This is a genomic window from Aldersonia sp. NBC_00410 (assembly GCF_026342035.1).
Taxonomy (GTDB): domain Bacteria; phylum Actinomycetota; class Actinomycetes; order Mycobacteriales; family Mycobacteriaceae; genus Aldersonia.
In genome coordinates, this window is sequence record NZ_JAPENM010000002.1 from 671,369 (window position 1) to 692,864 (window position 21,496).

At 68.6% G+C, this 21,496-nt stretch carries 18 protein-coding genes and 1 pseudogene; 5 read left to right on the top strand and 14 right to left on the bottom strand.

What is annotated here, in order from left to right; translation table 11 throughout:
• Positions 1-2: 2 nt before the first annotated feature.
• The 10 genes from rdgB to clpS all read right to left on the bottom strand — a co-directional run bounded on the left by rdgB (position 3) and on the right by clpS (position 6,996).
• Entirely contained in the window at positions 3-614 is a 612-nt protein-coding gene (gene rdgB, locus OG921_RS06865; RefSeq protein WP_266111585.1) for an RdgB/HAM1 family non-canonical purine NTP pyrophosphatase, read from the bottom strand.
• Positions 607-1,389 (bottom strand): ribonuclease PH, encoded by a 783-nt coding sequence (gene rph, locus OG921_RS06870; RefSeq protein ID WP_266111586.1) that lies wholly within the window; start codon positions 1,387-1,389, stop codon positions 607-609. Before rph ends, rdgB begins: the two co-directional genes overlap by 8 nt.
• A 78-nt stretch (positions 1,390-1,467) precedes the next feature.
• Positions 1,468-2,229 (bottom strand): cyclic nucleotide-degrading phosphodiesterase, encoded by a 762-nt coding sequence (locus OG921_RS06875; RefSeq protein WP_266111587.1) that lies wholly within the window; start codon positions 2,227-2,229, stop codon positions 1,468-1,470.
• A gap of 55 nt (positions 2,230-2,284) precedes the next feature.
• The gene (locus OG921_RS06880) at positions 2,285-2,860 is read right to left on the bottom strand and encodes a rhomboid family intramembrane serine protease (RefSeq protein WP_266111659.1); all 576 of its coding nucleotides are present in this window, start codon (positions 2,858-2,860) and stop codon (positions 2,285-2,287) included.
• Positions 2,861-3,115: 255 nt separating this feature from the next.
• A complete protein-coding gene (locus tag OG921_RS06885) occupies positions 3,116-4,078 on the bottom strand; it encodes a PLP-dependent cysteine synthase family protein (RefSeq protein ID WP_266111588.1) in 963 nt (320 codons plus the stop codon).
• Between the two features lie 2 nt (positions 4,079-4,080).
• Positions 4,081-4,359, bottom strand: coding sequence for a MoaD/ThiS family protein (locus tag OG921_RS06890; RefSeq protein WP_266111589.1), 279 nt, complete (start codon positions 4,357-4,359; stop codon positions 4,081-4,083).
• Between the two features lie 42 nt (positions 4,360-4,401).
• Positions 4,402-4,830, bottom strand: a complete 429-nt coding sequence (locus OG921_RS06895; RefSeq protein ID WP_323182706.1) for a M67 family metallopeptidase — start codon at positions 4,828-4,830, stop codon at positions 4,402-4,404.
• A 41-nt stretch (positions 4,831-4,871) separates the two neighbouring features.
• Positions 4,872-6,017: a P1 family peptidase gene (locus tag OG921_RS06900; RefSeq protein WP_266111591.1), complete on the bottom strand. Its 1,146-nt coding sequence runs from the start codon at positions 6,015-6,017 to the stop codon at positions 4,872-4,874.
• A 9-nt stretch (positions 6,018-6,026) separates the two neighbouring features.
• The gene (locus tag OG921_RS06905; protein WP_266111592.1) at positions 6,027-6,596 is read right to left on the bottom strand and encodes a DUF2017 domain-containing protein; all 570 of its coding nucleotides are present in this window, start codon (positions 6,594-6,596) and stop codon (positions 6,027-6,029) included.
• A 97-nt stretch (positions 6,597-6,693) separates the two neighbouring features.
• A complete protein-coding gene (gene clpS / locus OG921_RS06910; protein WP_266111660.1) occupies positions 6,694-6,996 on the bottom strand; it encodes an ATP-dependent Clp protease adapter ClpS in 303 nt (100 codons plus the stop codon).
• 89 nt (positions 6,997-7,085) lie between these two features.
• Between clpS and OG921_RS06915 the strand changes: the two genes are divergently transcribed.
• Positions 7,086-8,438 carry a nicotinate phosphoribosyltransferase gene (locus OG921_RS06915; protein ID WP_266111593.1) on the top strand — a complete coding sequence of 451 codons (1,353 nt, stop codon included), beginning with the start codon at positions 7,086-7,088 and terminating at the stop codon, positions 8,436-8,438.
• A 9-nt stretch (positions 8,439-8,447) separates the two neighbouring features.
• Positions 8,448-10,532, top strand: a complete 2,085-nt coding sequence (locus OG921_RS06920; protein ID WP_266111594.1) for an ATP-dependent DNA helicase — start codon at positions 8,448-8,450, stop codon at positions 10,530-10,532.
• Positions 10,533-10,878: 346 nt separating this feature from the next.
• Here OG921_RS06920 and glgP read toward each other — a convergent pair whose 3' ends face one another.
• Positions 10,879-13,461: an alpha-glucan family phosphorylase gene (gene glgP / locus OG921_RS06925; RefSeq protein ID WP_266111661.1), complete on the bottom strand. Its 2,583-nt coding sequence runs from the start codon at positions 13,459-13,461 to the stop codon at positions 10,879-10,881.
• 211 nt (positions 13,462-13,672) lie between these two features.
• Here glgP and OG921_RS06930 point away from each other — a divergent pair, with 211 nt between their 5' ends.
• The 3 genes from OG921_RS06930 to OG921_RS06940 all read left to right on the top strand — a co-directional run bounded on the left by OG921_RS06930 (position 13,673) and on the right by OG921_RS06940 (position 19,452).
• Positions 13,673-15,670, top strand: coding sequence for an alpha-1,4-glucan--maltose-1-phosphate maltosyltransferase (locus OG921_RS06930; protein ID WP_266111595.1), 1,998 nt, complete (start codon positions 13,673-13,675; stop codon positions 15,668-15,670).
• A gap of 68 nt (positions 15,671-15,738) precedes the next feature.
• The gene (gene glgB / locus OG921_RS06935; RefSeq protein WP_266111662.1) at positions 15,739-17,919 is read left to right on the top strand and encodes a 1,4-alpha-glucan branching protein GlgB; all 2,181 of its coding nucleotides are present in this window, start codon (positions 15,739-15,741) and stop codon (positions 17,917-17,919) included.
• Positions 17,920-18,042: 123 nt separating this feature from the next.
• On the top strand, positions 18,043-19,452 hold the full coding sequence (locus tag OG921_RS06940) for a metallopeptidase (protein ID WP_266111663.1): 1,410 nt from the start codon (positions 18,043-18,045) through the stop codon (positions 19,450-19,452).
• Positions 19,453-19,474: 22 nt separating this feature from the next.
• Here the strand turns inward: OG921_RS06940 and OG921_RS06945 are convergent, their stop codons facing one another.
• The 3 genes and pseudogenes from OG921_RS06945 to OG921_RS06955 form a co-directional block, all read right to left on the bottom strand.
• Positions 19,475-20,365, bottom strand: coding sequence for a tetratricopeptide repeat protein (locus tag OG921_RS06945; RefSeq protein WP_266111664.1), 891 nt, complete (start codon positions 20,363-20,365; stop codon positions 19,475-19,477).
• A 64-nt stretch (positions 20,366-20,429) separates the two neighbouring features.
• The gene (locus OG921_RS06950; protein WP_323182710.1) at positions 20,430-20,792 is read right to left on the bottom strand and encodes a DUF3817 domain-containing protein; all 363 of its coding nucleotides are present in this window, start codon (positions 20,790-20,792) and stop codon (positions 20,430-20,432) included.
• A gap of 54 nt (positions 20,793-20,846) precedes the next feature.
• Positions 20,847-21,416 (bottom strand): annotated as a pseudogene (locus OG921_RS06955) (acetyl-CoA C-acyltransferase); the annotation flags it as partial.
• Positions 21,417-21,496: the final 80 nt, after the last annotated feature.

Sequence of the window (21,496 nt, forward strand, 5' to 3'; positions counted from 1 at the left end):
CCCTAGCCCGCCAGGGCCCGCAGCGCGGGGACGAGTTGGCGTAGCGCGCGTCCCCGGTGTGAGCGGGCATCCTTCTCGGCGGGCGTGAGCTCGGCCGCCGTGCGATCGGCGTCGGCGGGCAGGAAGACCGGGTCGTAGCCGAAGCCACCCTCGCCACGTGGCGCGTGCACGATCACCCCCGGCCATTCACCGCGGACCACGGTCTCGGTCCCGCCCGGCACAACGAGCGCGCACACCGAGACGAAACGTGCCGTTCGCCGCTCGTCGGGCACGTCCGCGAGTTGACCGAGCAGCAGGTCGGTATTGGCGGCGTCGTCGCCATGGCTGCCGGACCAACGGGCGGACAGCACGCCGGGCATCCCATTGAGCGCATCCACGGCGATGCCGGAATCATCGGCCACACAGGACAATCCGGATGCCACTGCACCGTCGCGGGCCTTCAGCAGCGCGTTCTCCTCGAAGGTCGCGCCGGTCTCGGGTGTTTCGGGGAACGGCGGGATCTCGTCCAGACCGACGATTTCAATCCCGGCGACGTCGTGGTCGGCGAGCACCCGCCGCAATTCGGCGAGCTTCTTCGCGTTCCGGCTCGCGACCAGCAGGCGCGTGTCAGCCACCGAACTTCTTCTTCGGCGTTTCCGCCGGCTCGGGCAGCACACCGGGGTAGGGCGCGGCCAGCGCGGCCTGCTGCGCCGCGAACAGTTGGTCGCAACCGATCACGGCGAGATCGAGCATCTTGTCCAGGGTGGACCGCGGGAACGTCGCCCCTTCGCCGGTGCCTTGCACCTCGACCAGCGTGCCGGTGTCGGTGGCGACGACGTTCATGTCCACCTCGGCACGCGAGTCCTCTTCATAGGGCAGGTCGAGCCGAACCCGGCCGTCGACGACGCCGACGCTCACCGCGGCGATCGCGCACGAGAGCGGCTGCGGATCGGCCAACTGTCCGGCGGCGCGCAGATAGGTGATGGCATCGTGCAGCGCGACGTACGCGCCGGTGATCGCGGCCGTACGGGTACCGCCGTCGGCCTGCAGGACGTCGCAGTCGATCGCGATGGTGTTCTCGCCGATTGCTGCGAGGTCGATGCAGGCACGCAATGACCGGCCGACCAGTCGGCTGATCTCCTGGGTGCGGCCACCGATCTTGCCCTTGACCGACTCGCGACCACTGCGGGTGTGCGTGGCGGCGGGCAGCATCGCGTATTCGGCGGTGACCCAGCCGAGCCCCGAGCCCCTACGCCAGCCGGGCACCCCCTCGGTCACGCTCGCCGTGCACATCACTCTGGTGCTGCCGAACTCCACCAGGACCGACCCCGCAGGGTGGCTGGTGAATCCACGGGTGATGCGGACCTCGCGGAGTTCGTCGTCCGCTCTTCCATCGGCTCGTCTCGACACGGGCGAAAGCCTATCGGCCACCCCGAAACATCGGTGGGGCGCCTGCCGAAATGGCCGCTCACCCGACGGGCGGAGCGTTCAGAACTCGTAGACCTCGCCCGGCGATACCGCATGCACCGGGCCGGCGAACTCCGCCTTCGCCTCGGCGATGACATCCTCGCGGGCGGTCCAGGGCGGGATATGGGTGAGCAGCAATTCCTGCACCCCGGCGCCGGCGGCGAGACGCCCCGCCTCGGTTCCGGACATGTGCAGGTCGGGCGGTCGATTGGGCGGATCGTGCGTCCACGAGGCCTCGGCGAGCAGGATGTCGGCGCCGCGGGCCATGTCGATGACGCTCGGGCACAGCGCCGTGTCACCGGTGAAACACAGTGTGCCGCCCGTCTCGCTGCGCAGCGTCAGGCCGTAGGACTCGGGCGGATGGCTCACCCGCCACGGGGTCACCGTGTTCGCGCCGAACTGCACCGGCACCGTGGCCTCCCACGGCCGCATGTCGATGGTGTCGGACCAGTCGTCACAGCAGCCGGCGACTTCGGCGGAGGCGACGCCGATCCGCCGCGCGGTGTCGGTCGGGCCGTACACCACCGCGCGCCCACCGGGCGAGTTCGGATGGTAGCGCCGCCAGACCAGGAGGCTGGGCAGGTCCAGACAGTGATCGGCGTGCAGGTGGGACAGGAAAATCGACACCTCACCCGGGTCGGCGTAGCGCTGCAGCGCGCCGAGCACACCGGGCCCGAAATCGATGACGGCCGGACTCGTTCCCGCGGCGGTCAACAGGTAGCCCGACGCCGGAGAATCCGGCCCGGACACGCTGCCCGAGCACCCGAGGACGGTCAACCGCATACGGTCAGGATGCCACGAACAGTGCAATCACAAAACGTTCGGCGAAACCCAGAGGTCAGCTGATTCCCGATCGTTGTGCGCGGGCGCGGCGCGCGTCCCGCTCGGGCCGGGCGATCACCCACCCGGCCACTATTCCCCCGACCGCGCCGAACAGGTGGGACTGCCAGGACACCCCGGGAGTGCCCGGCAATACGCCCCACAGCAGGCTGCCGTAGACGAGGAACACCGCGATGCCGATCAGGATCTGGCCGAATCGGCGACTGAAGAAGCCCCGCACGAGCAGGTAGGCCAACCAGCCGAAGATCACCCCGGACGCACCGATGTGCAGGGTGCCCTGACCGCCGAAGAGCCAGGTTCCCGCGCCACAAATCAGCCAGATGATGCCGGTCGCCGCGAGCCCACGGGCGATCCCGGACATCAGCACCAGAAACCCGAGAATGAGCAGCGGCAGCGTGTTGGCCGCCAGGTGCTCCCAGTTGGCGTGCAGCAGCGGCGCGAAGAGGATCCCGAACAGTCCGTCGACCGATAACGGCTCGATTCCCCAGCGGTCGAGCTGGTGATCCATGAGCGCATCGACGAACTCGATGACGTACAGCAGCACGGCGAAGGCGCCGATGATCGCGGCCGCCACCTGCCACTGCGGTCGCGCCTTCTCCGCACTTGCAGGGCTCGGGACCGTGGGTTTGCCGGACTTCGGCGCCGCGGACTTCGGCGCCGGCGCCGGACGATTCGCCGACGCCGTCGCACCGGGATTCGCCAACTGGGCGCGGATCGCGTCGAGCCGGGACTGGTCGAAGGCGGGCTTGCCCGGATCGGCGAAGGGTGCCGAACCGCCCTGACTGTTCGTCACGTCGCCGTCCCTTCTCGCTCGCCCACGCTCCCGGTGCTACGCCCAGAGCTGGCCCTCGAGCGCGTCCTCTGCTTCCTCGAGCGTACCGGTGTACGCACCGGTCGACAGATACTTCCAACCGCCGTCGGCCACCACGAACGCGATGTCGGCACGACGGCCGGCCTTCAATTCCTTCGCGGCGACGCCCAGTGCGGCATGCAGGATTGCCCCCGTGGAAATACCGGCGAAAATGCCTTCCTCCCCGACGAGTTCGCGGGTGCGGCGGACCGCATCGAACGGGCCCACCGAGAACCGGCCGGTGAGCACCGACTCGTCGTACAACTCGGGAACGAAGCCCTCGTCGAGATTGCGCAGCCCGTAGACGAGTTCGCCGTAGCGCGGCTCCGCGGCGACGACCTTCACTTCGGGTACCTGTTCGCGCAGGTAACGGCCGGCACCCATGAGCGTGCCCGTGGTGCCGAGACCGGCGACGAAATGGGTGATCTCGGGCAGATCGGCGAAGATCTCCGGACCGGTGCCCTCGTAGTGCGCGAGCGAGTTCGCCGGGTTGCCGTACTGGTAGAGCATCACCCAGTCGGGGTTTTCCGCGGCAATCTGCTTGGCCAGCGCCACCGCCTGATTGGAACCACCGGCCGCGGGCGAATCGATGATCTCGGCGCCGAACATCGTAAGCAGCTGCCGCCGCTCCACCGAGGTGTTCTCGGGCATCACGCAGATCAGCTTGTAGCCCTTGAGTTTTGCCGCCATGGCCAGCGAGATGCCGGTGTTGCCACTGGTCGGTTCCAGGATCGTCGCGCCGGGCGCGATCCGGCCCTCGCGCTCGGCCTGTTCGATCATGCGCAACGCCGGCCGGTCCTTGATCGAGCCGGTGGGGTTGCGGTCTTCCAGCTTCGCCCACAACCGGACGTGGTCCGCACCGTCCCATTTCGGGGACAGTCGCTGCAGACCGACGAGTGGCGTATTGCCGAGCGTCGCGACGAGCGATTCGTAGCGTGCCACTGCTACCCGGCACCGCCCGCAACGGCAGGCAGGATCGTCACGCTCGCACCATCGGACACCTCGGTCTCCAGCCCGCCGGAGAAGCGCACGTCCTCGTCATCGACGTAGACATTGACGAAACGGTGCAGCTTCCCGTCCTTGATCAGCCGGTCCTTGAGGCCCACATAGTTGGACTCGAGATCGTCGATCACGGCAGACAGTGTGGATCCCGTTGCCTCGACCCGCTTTTCACCCCCGGTATGGGTGCGCAGGATGGTCGGGATCGACACGGTGACGGACATCGGTGCTCCTCTTCGGCTGATTGGTGCAGTGGCGAATTGGTACTAGTTGACGACGGTTTCGTAGCTGTCGACCACGTCCACCGGTTCTTCGGTGACGACGCCATCGACAATCCGGTAGCTGCGCAGCTCGTGCACGTCGGGGTCGCGGGTGGAGATGAGCACGTAATGCGCGTCCGGCTCGGAAGCGTAGGAAATGTCTGTGCGACTCGGATACGCCTCGGTGCCGGTGTGCGAGTGGTAGATGACGACCGGTGCCTCATCGGCGTCGTCCATCGCGCGCCACAACCGCAACTGCTCGCCGGAGTCGAATCGGTAGAACGTGGGCGAGCGCTCGGCATTGATCATCGCGACATGCCGCTCCGGCCGATCCGAGCCCTCCGGGCCGGCGATCACGCCGCACGCTTCATCGGGATGATCGGCGCGCGCATGCGCCACCATCGCCTCGACAAGGTCCGCTCTGATCACCAGCAACGCTCGCTGTCCTTCCGACTTCGGGGGTCGCGGTGCCCGCATTACCTCCGGGCGAGCACAGCCGACGACAACAGTTCACGATATGCCGGTATTCCCGCGACCGATTCGGCGGCCAGGATCGCGTCCACGATCGCCCGCTCCACGCACAGCGCCGCCGCAGCACACACCGCGCTGGTCACCGCCAGTTCGTGGGGAAACTCCGGTGGCGGCGCGGGATCCGGCCGACCTACCGCGACCCGGCCGGTGGCCAGCGCGAACATGGTGTCGCCGTCCAGCGGGGAATGTGCCGGGCGCACCGCCCTGGCCAGCCCGTCGTGCGCTGCCGTGGCCATCCGGCGGCAGGCCGCAGCGGGCAGGGCGGCGTCGGTCGCGACCAAGCCGATCGTCGTATTGAGCACGGTGCCCTTCTCGGCAAGCGCATTCGCTGCGGCGAGCTGCTCGGCACTCGGCGTCTGCAGACCGAAGAATTCGGCACCGTCCGAGCCGACCCCCCAGGGCAGCCCGGTTCGCGGGTCGATCACCGAACCGACCGGGTTGGCCACCACCAACGCTCCTACGGTGACGCCCGTGGCCGGGCCGTCGGCGAACACCACGCTCGCGGTGCCGAGCCCGCCCTTGAGCGCGCCTGCGCGGGCACCGACCCCCGCACCGACACAACCGCGGGCGAAGTCGACGTCGGCCGCGCCGGCCGCGCCGTACCCGTACTCCGCGGTCGGGCGGACGGCCCAATCCCCCACCGGCAGATCGAAGATGACCGCTGCGGGGACGATCGGCACCCGCACCGCCGCGGTTGCCGTGGCACGTTCTTCCGGGGTGGTCATGTCGATGCCCTCGTCGTGTTCCTCCAGCCAGCGCATCACCCCGTCGGCCGCGGCCAGCCCGTAGGCACTGCCGCCGGTGAGCAGCACCGCGTGCACCCGCTGGACCGAGTTGCTCGGATCGAGTAGATCGGTTTCCCGTGTTCCCGGGCCGCCGCCGCGCACGTCCACCGCGGCGGTCGCTCCGCCCGGCGCGCGGACCACCGTGCACCCGGTCGCGGCGCCACTCCCCGGCGCGCCGGGCGCCCGCACCGTCACGTCACGGTCGAGCGCGTGGCGGTGCCCGACGAGCAGGCCCGCCACGTCGGTGAGTGCGTTACGCGGGCCTGGCTTCACGGTGCTGCACTCATGAGGCTCATGGCGCTGCATCCATGGCGCTCATGGGGCGAGGGCCTGGATCAGCGAATCCTGCATCCAGGTGAGCCAGTGGTAGACGTCGAGATGCGGTGCCCTGGGGTCGCTCTCGTCGAGGTGATCGGGGGTGTCGGCGTCCACGCCGAGCGTTGCGCCGAGGGCGAGCCGAACATCGTTCAGCCCGGTCAGCCACGCGTCGGCCTGCTCCGGGGACAGCACCACTTTGCCGCCGCGGTGCGGGACGGTATCGAGGATCACCGAGCCGGCGGCCACCTTGTCCGCGATGATCTCCGGCTCGTGCAGGCTGCGCAGCGCACCGTTGATATCGGCCCGGTCGGCATCCGGGGTTCCCGGCTCGCTGCGGTGGAAATCGGGCAGCAGCCGGGACAGCGCCGCGTCCTCGGGCGGTGTGCTGTCGCCGGTTTGCATGCCGGTCAGCTCCGCGAGTTCATCGGTGGGCGCCTGCTTGGTGCGTTCGTCGAGAAGACCGAGCACCGATTCGACCAGCGATCGCAGCACGTTGGCCTCACGGGCATCGAGCTCGGATCGGAGCGTGACCCCCATCAACGAGTTCTTCCGGGTCCACGTCCGCACATTCGCCCTTACTGTCGATCGATGATTGCCCCGCCGCGACCGGCGCTCGCCGCCACAGTCGCGCACGTGTCATGGCCGGAGTCGGCGCCGCCCGCCGTCAGGAATCTCGCTGCATGGTCGCCCACAGCCCGGCCGCGTGCAGCCTACGGACATCGTGTTCCATCTTGTCCCTGGAGCCCGACGACACGACCGCTTTGCCCTCCTGATGCACCTTGAGCATCAGCTCGGTGGCCTTGGCTTTGCTGTACCCGAACAGCTTCTGGAATATGTAGGTCACGTAGTGCATGAGGTTCACCGGGTCGTCCCAGACGACGGTCACCCACGGGCGATCCTCCGCCTCGAGGGTGTCGGTGACCTCCACCGATTCGGGCGTGGCCTGCGGTGCCGCCAGGCGCGGCATCAGATCGGGCGCGGAAGACCAGGCCATATATCCAGAGTACGACGTGCTCGGTGAACCACAACACCCGGCGTTGCTCGTAGGGTGGAGCGGTGTCGAGCCCCGTGAGCACCGCGCTGCTCACCGACCAGTACGAACTGACGATGCTCGCCGCCGCCCTCGCCGACGGCACGGCGCAGCGCCTGTGCACCTTCGAAGTGTTCGCCCGCCGACTTCCCGACGGGCGCCGCTACGGCGTGGTTGCCGGCACCGGACGGTTGCTCGATGCGTTGTCCCGGTTCCGGTTCGGCGATGCCGAACTCGCGATCGTGGCACCGCTGCTCAATCAGCAGACCGTCGACTGGCTGCGCGACTACCGCTTCTCGGGGGATATCGACGGCTACCGCGAGGGCGAACTGTATTTCCCCGGTTCGCCCATTCTGTCGGTGCGCGGCACCTTCGCCGAATGCGTGCTGCTGGAAACGCTCGTGCTGTCGGTCCTCAATCACGACTCCGCCATCGCGTCGGCGGCCGCGCGCATGGTCGCCGCCGCCGACGGACGGCCGTTGATCGAGATGGGCACCCGTCGCACGCACGAACTCGCCGCCCCGGCCTGCTCGCGTGCGGCCTACCTCGCCGGTTTCGCGACCACCTCGAATCTCGCCGCTGCGCGCGAGTTCGGCATTCCGAGCGCAGGCACCAGTGCGCACGCCTACACGCTGGTGCACACCGATCGTGACGGCCGGCCGGACGAGGCATCGGCGTTCCGCGGGCAGCTCGACGTGCTCGGCATCGGAACCACTCTGCTGGTGGACACCTACGACATCACCGCCGGCGTCGAGAACGCGATTGCGGTCGCCGGCACCGAACTCGGCGCGGTGCGGATCGATTCGGGCGATCTCGGTGTGCTGGCCCGGCAGGTCCGCGGCCAGCTCGACGAGCTCGGCGCGCCCCAGACCAAAATCGTGCTGTCCGGCGACCTCGACGAGTACGCGATCGCGGCGCTGCGCGCCGAGCCCGTCGACGCCTACGGGGTCGGCACGTCGGTGGTCACCGGCTCGGGGGCGCCCACGGCCGGCATGGTCTACAAGCTCGTCGAGGTCGATGGCATGCCGGTGGCCAAGCGCAGCAGCCACAAGGAGTCCCGCGGCGGCGCGAAGCGCGCCCTGCGGCGCTACCGCGGCTCGGGGACGATGACCGAGGAGGTCGTCTACCCCGCCGACGCCGCGCCGCCCGCGGGTGAGCCGGGCACGCACGCACGCGAACTCGGCATTCCGCTGGTACGGGCGGGCGCCGCGGTGCCGGAAGTGCCGGGCCTGGCTCAGGCCCGCGAACTCGTCGCGGCGGGGCACGCAACGCTCCCGTGGGAAGGTCTGAAGCTGTCGCACGGTGAGCCCGCGATCCCGACCACATTCGTCGACCCCGCCGCGGTGCGGTTGGCAGGCACCCGCCCGACAACCCAGTAACCTGCTCGGGTGTCTTCCGTCGTTCCGAACTCGGAGCTGCCGCCCGTGCGCGATCTCCTCGCGCACGCGGTCGAGGCACTCGGTGGGGTGGAGCGCACCGGCCAGCTCACCATGGCCGCCGCGGTGGAGCACGCGATCGACACCGGTGAGCATCTCGCCGTCCAGGCCGGCACCGGAACCGGCAAGTCGCTGGCCTACCTCGTGCCCGCCATCCGGCACGCGGTCCGCACCGGCCGGACCGTGGTCGTGTCGACCGCGACCATTGCGCTGCAGCGCCAGCTCGTCGAACGCGACCTGCCGCGCCTGGCCGATGCGCTCGAGCCGGTGCTCGGCCGCGCGCCGAAGTTCGCGATCCTCAAGGGCCGCAACAACTATCTGTGCTTGAACAAGCTGCACGGAACGGTGCCCGAGGACCCCGCGGAGCCCGAATTGTTCGATGCGTTCGCCGTCTCCCGGCTCGGCCGCGAGGTGCAACGCCTGCACGCCTGGGCCGAGAACACCGCGACCGGCGACCGTGACGAGGTGGTGCCCGGTGTCGGCGACCGCGCCTGGCGGCAGCTGAGTGTGTCGGCTCGCGAGTGCCTGGGCCGCACGCGTTGCCAGCACGGCGAGGAATGCTTCGCCGAGCTGGCCCGCTCGCGCTCCGGCGCAGCCGATGTCGTCGTCACCAACCACGCGCTGCTGGCGATCGACGCCATCACCGGTATCTCGGTGCTCCCGGAGCACGATGTGGTGATCGTGGACGAGGCGCACGACCTCGTCGACCGGGTGACCGGGGTGGCAACTGCGGAGTTGTCCGCCGCCGCGGTCAGCGCTGCCGCACGCCGCTGCGTCAAGCTCGTCGAGGAGACCGAGGTCGACCGGCTCGAGGGCGCCGCGGAGGCCTGGGACGACCTGATCGGCGAGCTGCGCCTCGGGCGATGGGAACGCCTGCCTGCGGGCGCGGATCAGGTGCTCGCACTCATTCGGGACGCGGCGTGGACGGTGCGCAGTGCGATCTCGCCGAACCGCCCCGGCGGGGCAGGCGCGGATCCCGCAGCCGCGGCCGCTCGCTCGGCCGCGGTGGCCGCCGTGGACGAGGTGCACGACAACGCGGTTCGCGCGCTCACCGTCTTCGAAGAGCCCGACCCGGCCAAGCAGCGCGACGTGGTGTGGCTGGCGGAGTCCGGCCCCGCGCAGCGGTCGTCGCCGCGCCGGGTGCTGCGCATGGCACCGCTGTCGGTGGGCGGGCTGCTGCGCGCGCGGCTGTTCGATACTGCCACCGTGGTGCTCACCTCGGCGACCCTGCAACTCGGTGGATCGTTCGACGGGCTCGCGGCGAATTGGGGTCTGCCGGTACAACAGTCGGCGGCTCGCGGACTGGCCGCGATGGCGAACGGCGCCGAGCCGCCCGCCGACGAATCCCATTTCGCCTGGACCGGACTCGACGTGGGTTCGCCGTTCGACCATGCCCGCTCCGGAATCCTCTACGTTGCCCGGCATCTGCCGGCACCCGGACGCGACGGCCTCGCCGCCGAGTACCTCGACGAAATCGAGCGACTCGTCGAAGCGGCAGGCGGCCGTACCCTGGGGCTGTTCTCCTCGATGCGTGCGGCGAAGGCGGCCGCCGAGGCGATGCGCGAGCGACTCGACACGCCGGTGCTGTGTCAGGGCGAGGACGCCACCGGCGCTCTGGTCGCGAAATTCGCTGCGGATGAAGGGGTTTCGCTGTTCGGCACACTGTCGCTGTGGCAGGGCGTCGATGTGCCCGGCCCGTCGCTGAGTCTGGTGATCCTGGACCGTATCCCGTTCCCGCGCCCCGACGATCCACTGCTCATCGCGCGGCAGCGCGCGGTCGAATCCCGTGGCGGCAATGGTTTCATGGCGGTCGCCGCGAATCATGCGGCGCTGCTACTCGCACAGGGCACCGGCCGGCTCCTGCGCTCGGTCGACGATCGTGGCGTGGTGGCAATACTGGATTCACGGTTCGCGACCGCGCGGTATGGCGGCTACCTGCGCGCCTCGCTGCCGCCGTACTGGACCACGTCCGATCCGACGGTGGTGACCGCGGCACTGCGCCGGTTGCACGGCGAAACCGATTCGGCCACTGACTGATTCGCATAGTTGCGGCAAAGACATATGACTCGACCTGTGCCGACGTGTCGCGCACCCGCGAACGGAAGTGGGCGACACGTCGGAGCAGGATTTACCGCTCCGAACTCGGCGGAGCGATCAGGGGTTGGAAATCAGAGGTCGGATGTTACGACGACCCGAGGAGGCCGGACAGCGCATCGACGCCGTTTCCGATCACGGCAATGGCCTGGAGAATCGAGATGGCGGTATTGAGGTCGGCGGACAGTTCGCTGGACAAGTGGGGTTCCCTTCTTTTACACGGCAAAACGCTGCTCATTATTACGGGAATTTTGGACGCGTGTCCAGATAAATCTTCGGTGCCGCAGAGCTACGGCAGGCTGACCAGTCCCAGCTCTGCCGGCGACGCCAGCCATTGGCTGCGTGGCAGCACCCGAACGGTGTAGCCCACGGCTCCCGACAGCGGTACCGGCGTCTCCACCGAGAACACCTCGCCGCCCGGTTCGGACCCCTCGTGGCTCATCGGCACCGTCGTCACCTCGGACAGATCGTCGCTCGGCGAGACCCGGCCCAGCACGGCCTGCACCTCGACATCGTCCGGGCTCAGGCCGGCCAGCTGTACGTGCGCCCGCAACGACAATTTGTTGTCGATCTCCGGCGTGTCCGGCAGGCCGGAGCTGTCCACGTTGGCGACCTTCACGTTCGGCCAGGCCGTCTCCACCTTCCGGCGGTAGTCGGCCACCGCGCGCGCACCGGCGAAATCGTCGGCCAGCGCCTTGCGACACGACGCGGCGGCGGGCGTGTAGTACTGCATCGCGTAGTCGTGCACCATCCGCGACGCCAGCACCTTCGGTCCGAGACTCTGCAGCGTGTGCCGGACCATCTCGACCCAGCGCGTGGGTACCCCGTCCGAGCCGCGGTCGTAGAAGCGCGGCACCACGGACCGCTCGATCAGCTCGTAGAGCGCACCGGCCTCCAGATCGTCGCGCCGCTGCTCGTCTACGACACCGTCCGCCGTGGGGATCGCCCAACCGTTCTCGCCGTCGTACATCTCGTCCCACCAGCCGTCGCGGATGGACAGGTTGAGACCGCCGTTGAGCGCCGACTTCATCCCCGACGTGCCGCACGCCTCGAGCGGGCGCAGCGGGTTGTTCAGCCACACGTCGCAACCCCAGTAGAGGTAGCGCGCCATCGACATGTCGTAGTCGGGCAGGAACGCGATTCGGTGCCGCACCTGTGCCTGATCCGCGAACCGGACGACCTGCTGGATCAGTGCCTTGCCGCCATCGTCGGCGGGATGGCTCTTGCCCGCCACCACGAGTTGCACCGGCCGATCCGGGTTGAGCAGTGCGGCGCGCAGCCGCTCCGGATCACGCAGCATCAGCGTCAACCGCTTGTAGGTCGGCACCCGGCGCGCGAATCCGATGGTGAGCACGTCCGGATCGAAAACGTTTGCCACCCAGCCCAGTTCCGCTTCGGCCGCGCCACGCTCCAGCCACGACGCGTGCACGCGCCGGCGGACCTCCTCGACCAACCGGCCGCGCAGCAGGTTACGAAGCCCCCAGATCTCGGCGGGGTCGACCTCCTGCAGACGCTCCCAACCGCGGGCCTCCTCGACCAACTCGGGGCCGACGAGTTCACGGGCCTTCTCGAACCACTCACGCGCGGCCCAGGTCGGAGCGTGCACACCGTTGGTCACCGAGCCGATGGGCACCTCGGCCGAATCGAAACCGGACCAGAGCGCGGCGAACATCTCCCGGCTCACCGCGCCGTGCAGTTTGGACACGCCGTTGGCCCGCTGGCCGAGCCGCAGGCCCATGTGCGCCATGTTGAATACGCCCGGGTCCCCCTCGCGTCCGAGCGCAACGATCCGATCGACAGTGAGCCCGGGCAGCATCGCCGAGGCGTTCTCCCCGTTCGCACCGCCGAAGTACCGCCGGACGAGATCGGCCGGGAACCGGTCGATACCGGCGGGCACCGGGGTGTGCGTGGTGAACACCGTGCTGGCCCGGACGGCCGCGAGTGCGCTGTCGTAGTCGAGACCGGGATCGGAGATGAACTCCCTGATCCGCTCGGCACCGAGAAAGCCGGCATGTCCCTCGTTCATATGGAACACGTCGGGGTCGGGACGTCCGGTCGCGTGCGTGTAAGCACGCAACGCCCGAACACCACCGATTCCGGCGAGGATCTCCTGCTTGATGCGGTGATCCTGATCGCCGCCATAGAGCCGGTCCGTCACGCCGCGCATCTCCGGATCGTTCTCCGGGATGTCGGAATCGAGCAGGAGCAGCGGAACGCGGCCCACCTGCGCGATCCACACCCTTGCCCGCAGCACCCGTCCGCCCGGCATCGCCACGTGGATCAGCACCGGTGCGCCGTTGCCCGGGTCGGTGAACAGGCTCAGCGGCAGACCCTGCGGGTCGACGGACGGATAGCGTTCGGCCTGCCAACCGTCGGCGGTGAGCGACTGGCGGAAGTAGCCGGATCGGTAGAGCAGCCCGACCCCGATCAGCGGCAGGCCGAGATCCGAGGCGGCCTTCAGGTGGTCGCCTGCGAGAATGCCGAGCCCGCCGGAATAGTTCGGCAGCACCTCGGTGACGCCGAATTCCATTGAGAAGTAACCGATTCCATTCGGCAGTTCGGCGCCGTACCCGGCCTGCCGCTGGAACCAGTGCGGCCGTTCGAGGTACTCGCGAAGTTCCGCATCGAGTGCGTCGAGCCGCGCGCGGAAGCCGGCGTCCTCGGCCAGTGCATCGAGTCGCGCCGGCGAAATCTCACCGAGCAGTTGGACCGGATCCCGGCCCACCTCGACCCACAGTTGCTCATCGAGCGAGGCAAACAGGTCCTGGGTTGGTGGGTGCCAGGACCAGCGGAGGTTGGTGGACAGCGTGCCCAGCGCGCTCAGTCGGTCGGGGAGGTGGGCACGAACGTTGAATCGACGCAACGCCTTCACGCCGGGAACACTACCGACTTGGACACGATTCGACATGCCGTGCAGCAAAACGGTGTTTACCGATGCACGCGATGTGGAAACGTCGAACGAACGGGCGAACGCAGGGCGCCTCGATTACGGTTGGCGACGCAGCCGCTGTCGGGTTCACCGCTCCCCCGGAGCGGATGGCCCGCCGCGAGGACGAACTGCCCACACGGAACGGAGTCATCGCATGCCGGGCCGCATTGCCATCGACGACACCACCCCCGACATCAGCGGCGGCAGGCCGGCGAAAGCCGTCGTCGGTGAGGTCTTCCCGGTGCGCACCGTGGTCTGGCGCGAGGGCCACGACGCGGTCGCCGCCACCCTGATGGTGCGCGATCCGAGCACGAACAAGATCGAGCGCATCCGCATGACGCCGGCGGTCGAGCCGAACGTCTACAACGGCGCCTTCTCGCCGACCTCGGAAGGGGCGTGGACGTACCGGATCGAGGGCTGGGGCGATCCGATCGCCACCTGGCGCGCCCATGTGGAAGCCAAGCTCGCGGTCGGGCAGAGCCCGGAGGAACTGGCCAACGACCTCGAGACCGGCGCCCGACTCTTCGAGCGGGCCGCCAAGAAGCTCACCCGCGACGAGCAACGCCGGCTGGCCGCGGTGGTCACCGCGTTGCGCAGCGACGCGCAGCTGTCCGCACGCGTCGCACCGGCCTTCTCCGCGGAAGTCACCGCGCTCCTGCACATGTATCCGCTGCGCGAGCTCGTCACCCGCAGCAGGCTCTACACCGTGGAGGTGTCGCGGCGGCGGGCGCTGTTCGGCTCCTGGTACGAGCTGTTCCCGCGCTCCACCGGCGGCTGGGACGAGCACGGGGTCCCCGTGCACGGCACCTTCACCACGGCCGCCGCCGAACTGCCCCGGATCGCGGCGATGGGCTTCGACGTGGTCTACCTCCCGCCGATCCATCCGATCGGCAAGATCAACCGCAAGGGCCGCAACAACACCCTCGACCCGGGCCCCGACGACGTGGGCTCCCCCTGGGCGATCGGCTCGGAGGAGGGCGGGCACGACGCGATCCATCCGCAACTCGGTAGCGAGCTCGATTTCAAAGACTTCGTCGCCAAAGCAGGCTCACTCGGGCTCGAAGTCGCGCTCGATCTTGCGCTGCAGTGCGCGCCGGACCATCCCTGGGCAAAGGACCATCCCGAGTGGTTCACCGTCCTGCCCGACGGCACGATCGCCTATGCGGAGAACCCGCCGAAGAAGTACCAGGACATCTATCCGGTCAATTTCGACCTCGACCCGAACGGCATCTACCAGGAAGTGCTGCGCGTGGTGCGGCACTGGACGGGGCTCGGCGTCCGAATATTCCGCGTGGACAATCCGCACACCAAGCCGCCGGACTTCTGGGAGTGGCTGATTCGCGAGGTGCACAGAACCGAACCGGATGTGCTGTTCCTCGCCGAGGCGTTCACCGTGCCCGCCCGCCTCTACGGTCTGGCGCGCCGCGGATTCACCCAGAGCTACACGTATTTCACCTGGCGCGTCGCCAAGTGGGAGCTGACCGAGTTCGGGACCGAGATCGCGGCGAAGGCGGACGAGTCGCGGCCGAACCTGTTCACCAACACCCCGGACATCCTGCACGAGAGCCTGCAGCACGGCGGTCCCGGCATGTTCGCGATCCGGGCCACACTCGCGGCGACGTTGTCGCCCACGTGGGGGGTGTATTCGGGCTTCGAGCTCTACGAGCACGTCGCGGTGCGACCGGGCAGCGAGGAGTATCTCGACTCGGAGAAGTACGAGCTGCGCCCACGCCGCTTCGCCGAGGCGCTCGCGCACGGCGCGTCGCTCGAGCCGTGGATCACCAGGCTCAACGAGATTCGGCGCGCCCACCCGGCGCTGCAGCAATTGCGCATGATCGCGTTCCACCATGTCGACAACGACGCGATCATCGCCTATTCCAAGATCGACCCGAGCACCGGCGACGCCGTGCTCGTGGTGATGAATCTGAACCCCTATGCCGCGGAGGAAAGCACGGTCTGGCTCGACATGCCCGCGATCGGCCGCGACTGGAACGAACGCATCGACGTGCGTGACGAGGTCAGCGGGGAGACCTACCACTGGGGTCAGGCCAACTTCGTCAAGCTGGAGCCCTGGCGCGCCGTCGCCCACATCCTGGTGTTGCCGCACGTCTCGCAGGCGGCGCGCCTCGAACTCGCCTACCGGTCGGAGTGATTGTGTCCCCCACGCCGAAGTCACCCAAGTCGCCTCCACCACAGCAGCCGGGCAAACAGCCAAAGACGATCGTCGCGCCGCCCGACGGCGCGGATCTGGACCGGCTGCGCGACGGCACCCACTGGAATCCGCACTCGGTGCTCGGCGCGCACCCGACCGCGAACGGCACCGTGCTGCGGGCCCTGCGCCCGCAGGCCGAGTCCGTCGTCGCCCGTATCGGCGGCGTCGACTATCCGCTGCAGCATGTCGACCACGGCGTGTTCAGCGTCGAGGTCCCGGTGCGCGACCTGGCCGACTATCGCTACGTGGTGACGTATCCGGGCGGCCACACCGTGGTCACCGCGGACGGCTACCGGTTCCTGCCGACGCTCGGCGAGACGGATCTGTACCTGTTCAACGAAGGGCGCCACGAGCGGCTGTGGGAGATCCTCGGCGCACACCCGCGCAGCTACAGCACGCCCGACGGTGACGTCGTCGGCACGTCGTTCGCCGTGTGGGCACCGTCGGCGAAAGGCATCACCGTCACCGGCGATTTCGACGGTTGGGGCGGACAGTTCGCACCGATGCGGGCGCTCGGCTCGTCGGGGGTATGGGAGGTCTTCGTGCCCGATATCGGCCCGGGCACGGTCTACAAGTTCCGCGTGCACGGTTCCGACGGTTCGGTGCGCGACCACGCCGACCCGATGGCGTTCGGAACCGAGGTGCCGCCCGCGACCGCATCTGTGGTGACCACCAGCGCATACGAGTGGAATGACGAGGCGTGGCTCGCCGCGCGCGCGGAGATCGAGCCGAGCAGTGCCCCGATGAGCGTGTACGAGGTCCACCTCGCCTCGTGGCGGCCCGGGCTGGGCTATCGCGAACTCGCCGAACAGCTCTCCGAACACGTCCGGGCGACCGGGTTCACCCATGTCGAACTGCTTCCGGTGGCCGAGCATCCGTTCGGTGGGTCGTGGGGCTACCAGGTGACGTCCTACTACGCGCCGACGGCACGTTTCGGCACACCGGACGACTTCCGATGGTTCGTCGACCGGATGCACCGCGACGGTATCGGCGTCATCGTGGACTGGGTGCCCGCTCATTTCCCCAAGGACGAGTGGGCGCTGGCACGCTTCGACGGCGGGCCGCTGTACGAGCACGGCGATCCCCATCGCGGCGAGCAACTCGATTGGGGCACTTACGTTTTCGACTTCGGGCGGGTCGAGGTGCGCAACTTTCTCGTCGCGAACGCACTGTACTGGCTCGACGAGTTCCACATCGACGGCCTGCGGGTGGACGCGGTCGCGTCGATGCTCTATCTGGACTACTCACGGCCCGAAGGGGGCTGGACACCGAACAAATACGGCGGCCGGGAGAACCTCGAAGCCGTTGCGTTCCTGCAGGAGATGAACGCGACCGTGCACAAGCTGCATCGTGGCGTTGTCACGATCGCGGAGGAGTCGACGGCCTGGCCAGGTGTCACCCGACCGACCAATGTCGGCGGCCTCGGCTTCAACATGAAGTGGAACATGGGTTGGATGCACGACACGCTCGGCTATATCGGGCACGATCCGCTCTACCGGTCGTATCACCATCACGAGATCACCTTCTCGCTGATGTACGCGTGGAGCGAGAACTATCTGCTGCCGATCAGCCACGACGAGGTGGTGCACGGCAAGGGGACGCTGTGGACCCGCCTGCCGGGCGACGACTTCACCCGCGCCGCCGGGCTGCGCACACTACTGGCGTACATGTGGGCGCACCCCGGTAAGCAACTGCTGTTCATGGGACAGGAATTCGGCCAGGGCAGGGAGTGGTCCGAGGAGCGCGGGCTCGACTGGTACGAACTCGACGACTCCTACACCGGCAACCTCCGCCGCGGCCTGCTCCGGCTCGTCGGCGATCTCAACGCGACCTATCGCACGCACCCGGCGATGTGGACCCTGGATACCTCACCGGGCGGCTATTCGTGGATCGACGCCAACGACACCGCCAACAACGTGCTGAGTTTCCTGCGGTACGGCAGCGATGGATCGGTAGTTGCTTGCCTATTCAACTTCTCAGGGGTGGCACACGGCGACTATCGTGTCGGATTACCCGAGCAGGGCCGGTGGGTCGAGATCTTGAATACCGATGCGACCGACTACCACGGTTCGGGTATCGGCAATCTCGGTGCGGTGACGGCAACAGCACGTCCCTGGCACGGGCGTCCCGCGTCCGCGACGGTGGCGCTGCCGCCGAACGGCGCGATCTGGATCGCCTTTGAGCGTTGACACCGGCGCCTGACGCGCCGCAGTTGGACAGGGCGTGCGCCCAGGAGAGCTTGGAGCGTCGATGAGGCGGCTGGAGTCGGTGCGGTGAGCCGCGCCGGTGTACTCGCGCCCGGTTTCGTTGCCATGCTCGCCGCCGCCGCGCTGCTTGCCGGATGCAGCACGACGACGACCGGGCACGCGGTATCGATCTACGCCAACCCCTTCACCGTCGCCGGCCTGCCCGCCTCGACGGGACCGAACGGGCTGCGTCCGGGTGCAGCGCCCACCGCGCTCGGCGCCGACAACACCGACGACGGCCCGGTGGACCGACTGGCGATCACTGCCATCGACGACATTCAGTCGTTCTGGCAGGCCGAGTATCCGCGACTGTTCGGCGGGGCGTTCGCCAACGTGACCCGCATCGTGTCGTGGGACTCCGATGCCGACGGCGACGCCGCGATCAACTTTTGCGACATGGACACCGCCGGACTCGCCAACGCGGGCTACTGTCCGCTCGACAACACCATCGGCTGGGATCGCACCGCCCTGCTACCTGCGCTGATCGACGCATTCGGCGAAATGTCGGTGGTGATGATCCTCGCGCACGAGTACGGGCACGCCGTGCAGCGGCAGAGCGGGCTCGTCGGCGACGACGTGCCGGGCATCGTGGCCGAACAGCAGGCCGACTGTTTCGGCGGTGCGTTCATTAGGCACGTTGCCGAAGGCAAGAGTCCGCACTTCACGCTCAACACGTCGGACGGACTCAATTCCGTACTGGCCGCGACGGTCTCGATTCGTGACGACGACCCGAACGACCCCGAGTCGATTCACGGCTCGGCGTTCGAACGGGTCACCGCGGTGCAGACGGGGTTCACCGACGGAGCGGCCGCTTGCACCCGGATCGACTTGGCCGACATCGAAAGCCGTCGCGGCGATCTCCCACAGCAGTTCGACTCGCCGGACGAAACGGGCGAACTCCCGGTCACCGCCGCAACTCTCGACGAGTTCCACAAGGCACTCGACAGCATCTTCGCGCTCGAGCACAGTCCGTCGGTGAACTATTCGGGCGCCGACACGGACTGCCCGGACGCGTCGTGGACCGAGCCGGTGTCGTACTGCCCTGCCACCAACACGATCGGCGTCGACCTCCCCGCGCTGGCCGAGCGCGGCACCCCGAACGAGGTGCCCGCTTCGGGAATCCCGGTCACGGTGACCGGCGATTACAACGCCTACGTCGTGTTCGGCTCGCGGTTCTCCCTGGCCGTGCAGCGCGAGTCCGGTCAGTCGCTCACCGACGCCAAGACGGCGTTGCGCGCGGCGTGCCTGTCCGGAGTGATCACCGCCGCGCTCGCCGTCGACCGCGGCCCGGCGGCCGGTGACTTCGCGCTGTCCCCCGGTGATCTGGACGAGGCGGTGTCGGGGCTGCTCACCGATGGACTCGCCGCCAGCGACGCGGAAGGCCGCACCGTCCCGAGCGGCTTCTCCCGGGTCGAGGCATTCCGTTCGGGTGTGCTCGGCGGGCGCGGTGCCTGCGACGCCCGCTACAACGACTGAGCGAGCGCGGGCCGGTACCCGGTCAGTACAGCGCGGCGGCGAGCTTGCGGCGCGCGGCGACCACGAATGGTTCCGCCGGATCGAACAGCTCGAAAAGCTCGAGCAGTCGGGTCCGGACGCGGGTGCGGTCGTCACCGGCGGTCTTACGGACCAGCTCGATCAGGCGGGCGAAAGCTTCCTCGGGCTGCTGCGCGAACACCTGCGCATCTGCCGCGAGCAACGCCGCGTCGACGTTGGCCGGGTCCGCGTCGGCGGTCGCGACCGCATCGGCGGGGATGTCCTGCGCGCGGGCCATGAACCGCACCTGCCGCAGCGCGGCCTTCGCCTCCGCGTTGTCCGGTTCGGCGTCGATGATGGCCTGGTAGGCGGCCTCGGCGCCGCCGAAGTCACCCTCGTCGAGCGCGGTCTCGGCGGCGGTGAAGCGCGGATCCTCGGGCTCCGGCTCGTCGGCTTCCTCGGGCTCGCCGCCGGCGAGCTTGCCTTCGGTGGCACGCAGCACCGCGTCGATCCACTGGCGTAATTGCGGTTCGGGCTGCGGTCCCTGGAAGTCCGCCAGCGGCTGCCCGGCGGCAACGGCGACCACAGTGGGGATCGCCTGGACGCCGAAGGCCTGGGCAATCCGCATGCTGGAGTCGACCTCGACCACGCCGAGCACCCACTTGCCGCCGGCCGTCTCGGCCAGTTGCGCCAGCGCGTCGGCAAGGTCGAGGCTGGCCGGACTGCGGCCCGAGATCAGCGCCACCACCACCGGCACCTCGTTGGAGCGTTGCAGCACCGCGGTCTCGAAGTTGGCTTCGGTCACCTGGATGACGGTGCCCGCGGGAGCATCACCGGAGGGGGCCCCCGACGAGGGCGGCTGAGCCTGCGCCTGCGCGCGCTCCTTCAGTGCGGACAGGTCGACGGCACCCGACATGGCGGCTGCCGCGACAGGCGTGGGGCGACGAGAAGAACCGGGTCGTGTCACGCCTGCAAGTTTGTCACGACCCGGTGGAGACAGGTTCGGGCGCATTGCTCAATTCGGCGAGCCGACCGGTTCGCGCAGCCCACATCTCGAACACGATCGTGCCGAACGGCGGCACGCTCGACACCAGCGCGAGCAGCGTCGTCTTCCAGTCCCAGCGCAATTGCACCGCGGTCACCAGCGCGACGACCACGAACACCAGGAATCCGGCGATGCCGTGCACCATGCCCGGGATGCGGACGGCCTCTTCGTGCCCGAGCACCCATTTGAAGAACATCGCGACGAGCAGCGCGGCCCAGGTCACGGCTTCCCAGTAGGCAACCAGGCGGAATCGCTTCGCGGGCGTGGACACATTGAGCACGTTTCGCATGACGACCATTGTGCCCGACTGACTACTACGCCCCGTAGTTACTTGGCGGGAACCCGGAGGATGCAAGGCATCGCCCTGACCACCGCCGCCGCACAGCGCGGCCGCGCCGACACCGCCACCGTGCCGCTGCAGTTCGAGCGCAAGGTGCAACGCGATGCGCGCACCCGACATCCCGAGCGGATGGCCGACGGCGATCGCACCACCGTTGACGTTGACCTTCTCCGGGTCGAGCCCGAGCTCGCGGGTGGACGCGACTCCGACCGCCGCGAACGCCTCGTCGATCTCGCCGAGGTCCAGCGCCGTCGGCTCGATTCCCTCGCGCACACAGGCTTTCGCGATCGCGCGAGCGGGCTGGGACTGCAGCGTCGAGTCCGGTCCCGCGACGACACCATGCGCCCCGATCTCGGCGATCCAGCTCAACCCGAGCTCCTCGGCCTTCGCCTTGCTCATCACCACGAACGCGGCGGCGCCGTCGGAGATCTGCGACGCCGAACCCGCAGTCACCGTTCCGTTCTTGTCGAAGGAGGGGCGCAGCTTGCCGAGCGACTCGACGGTGGTGTCCGCACGCACGCCTTCGTCTGTGACAAACATCACGGGATCGCCCTTGCGCTGCAGGACGGCCACCGGGAGCAATGTGAATGTCGATGATCGCCGGGCGGGGGTCGACACCGTACCCGACAAGAACTACTTCAACGGTAGCGCTACCGTTTTGG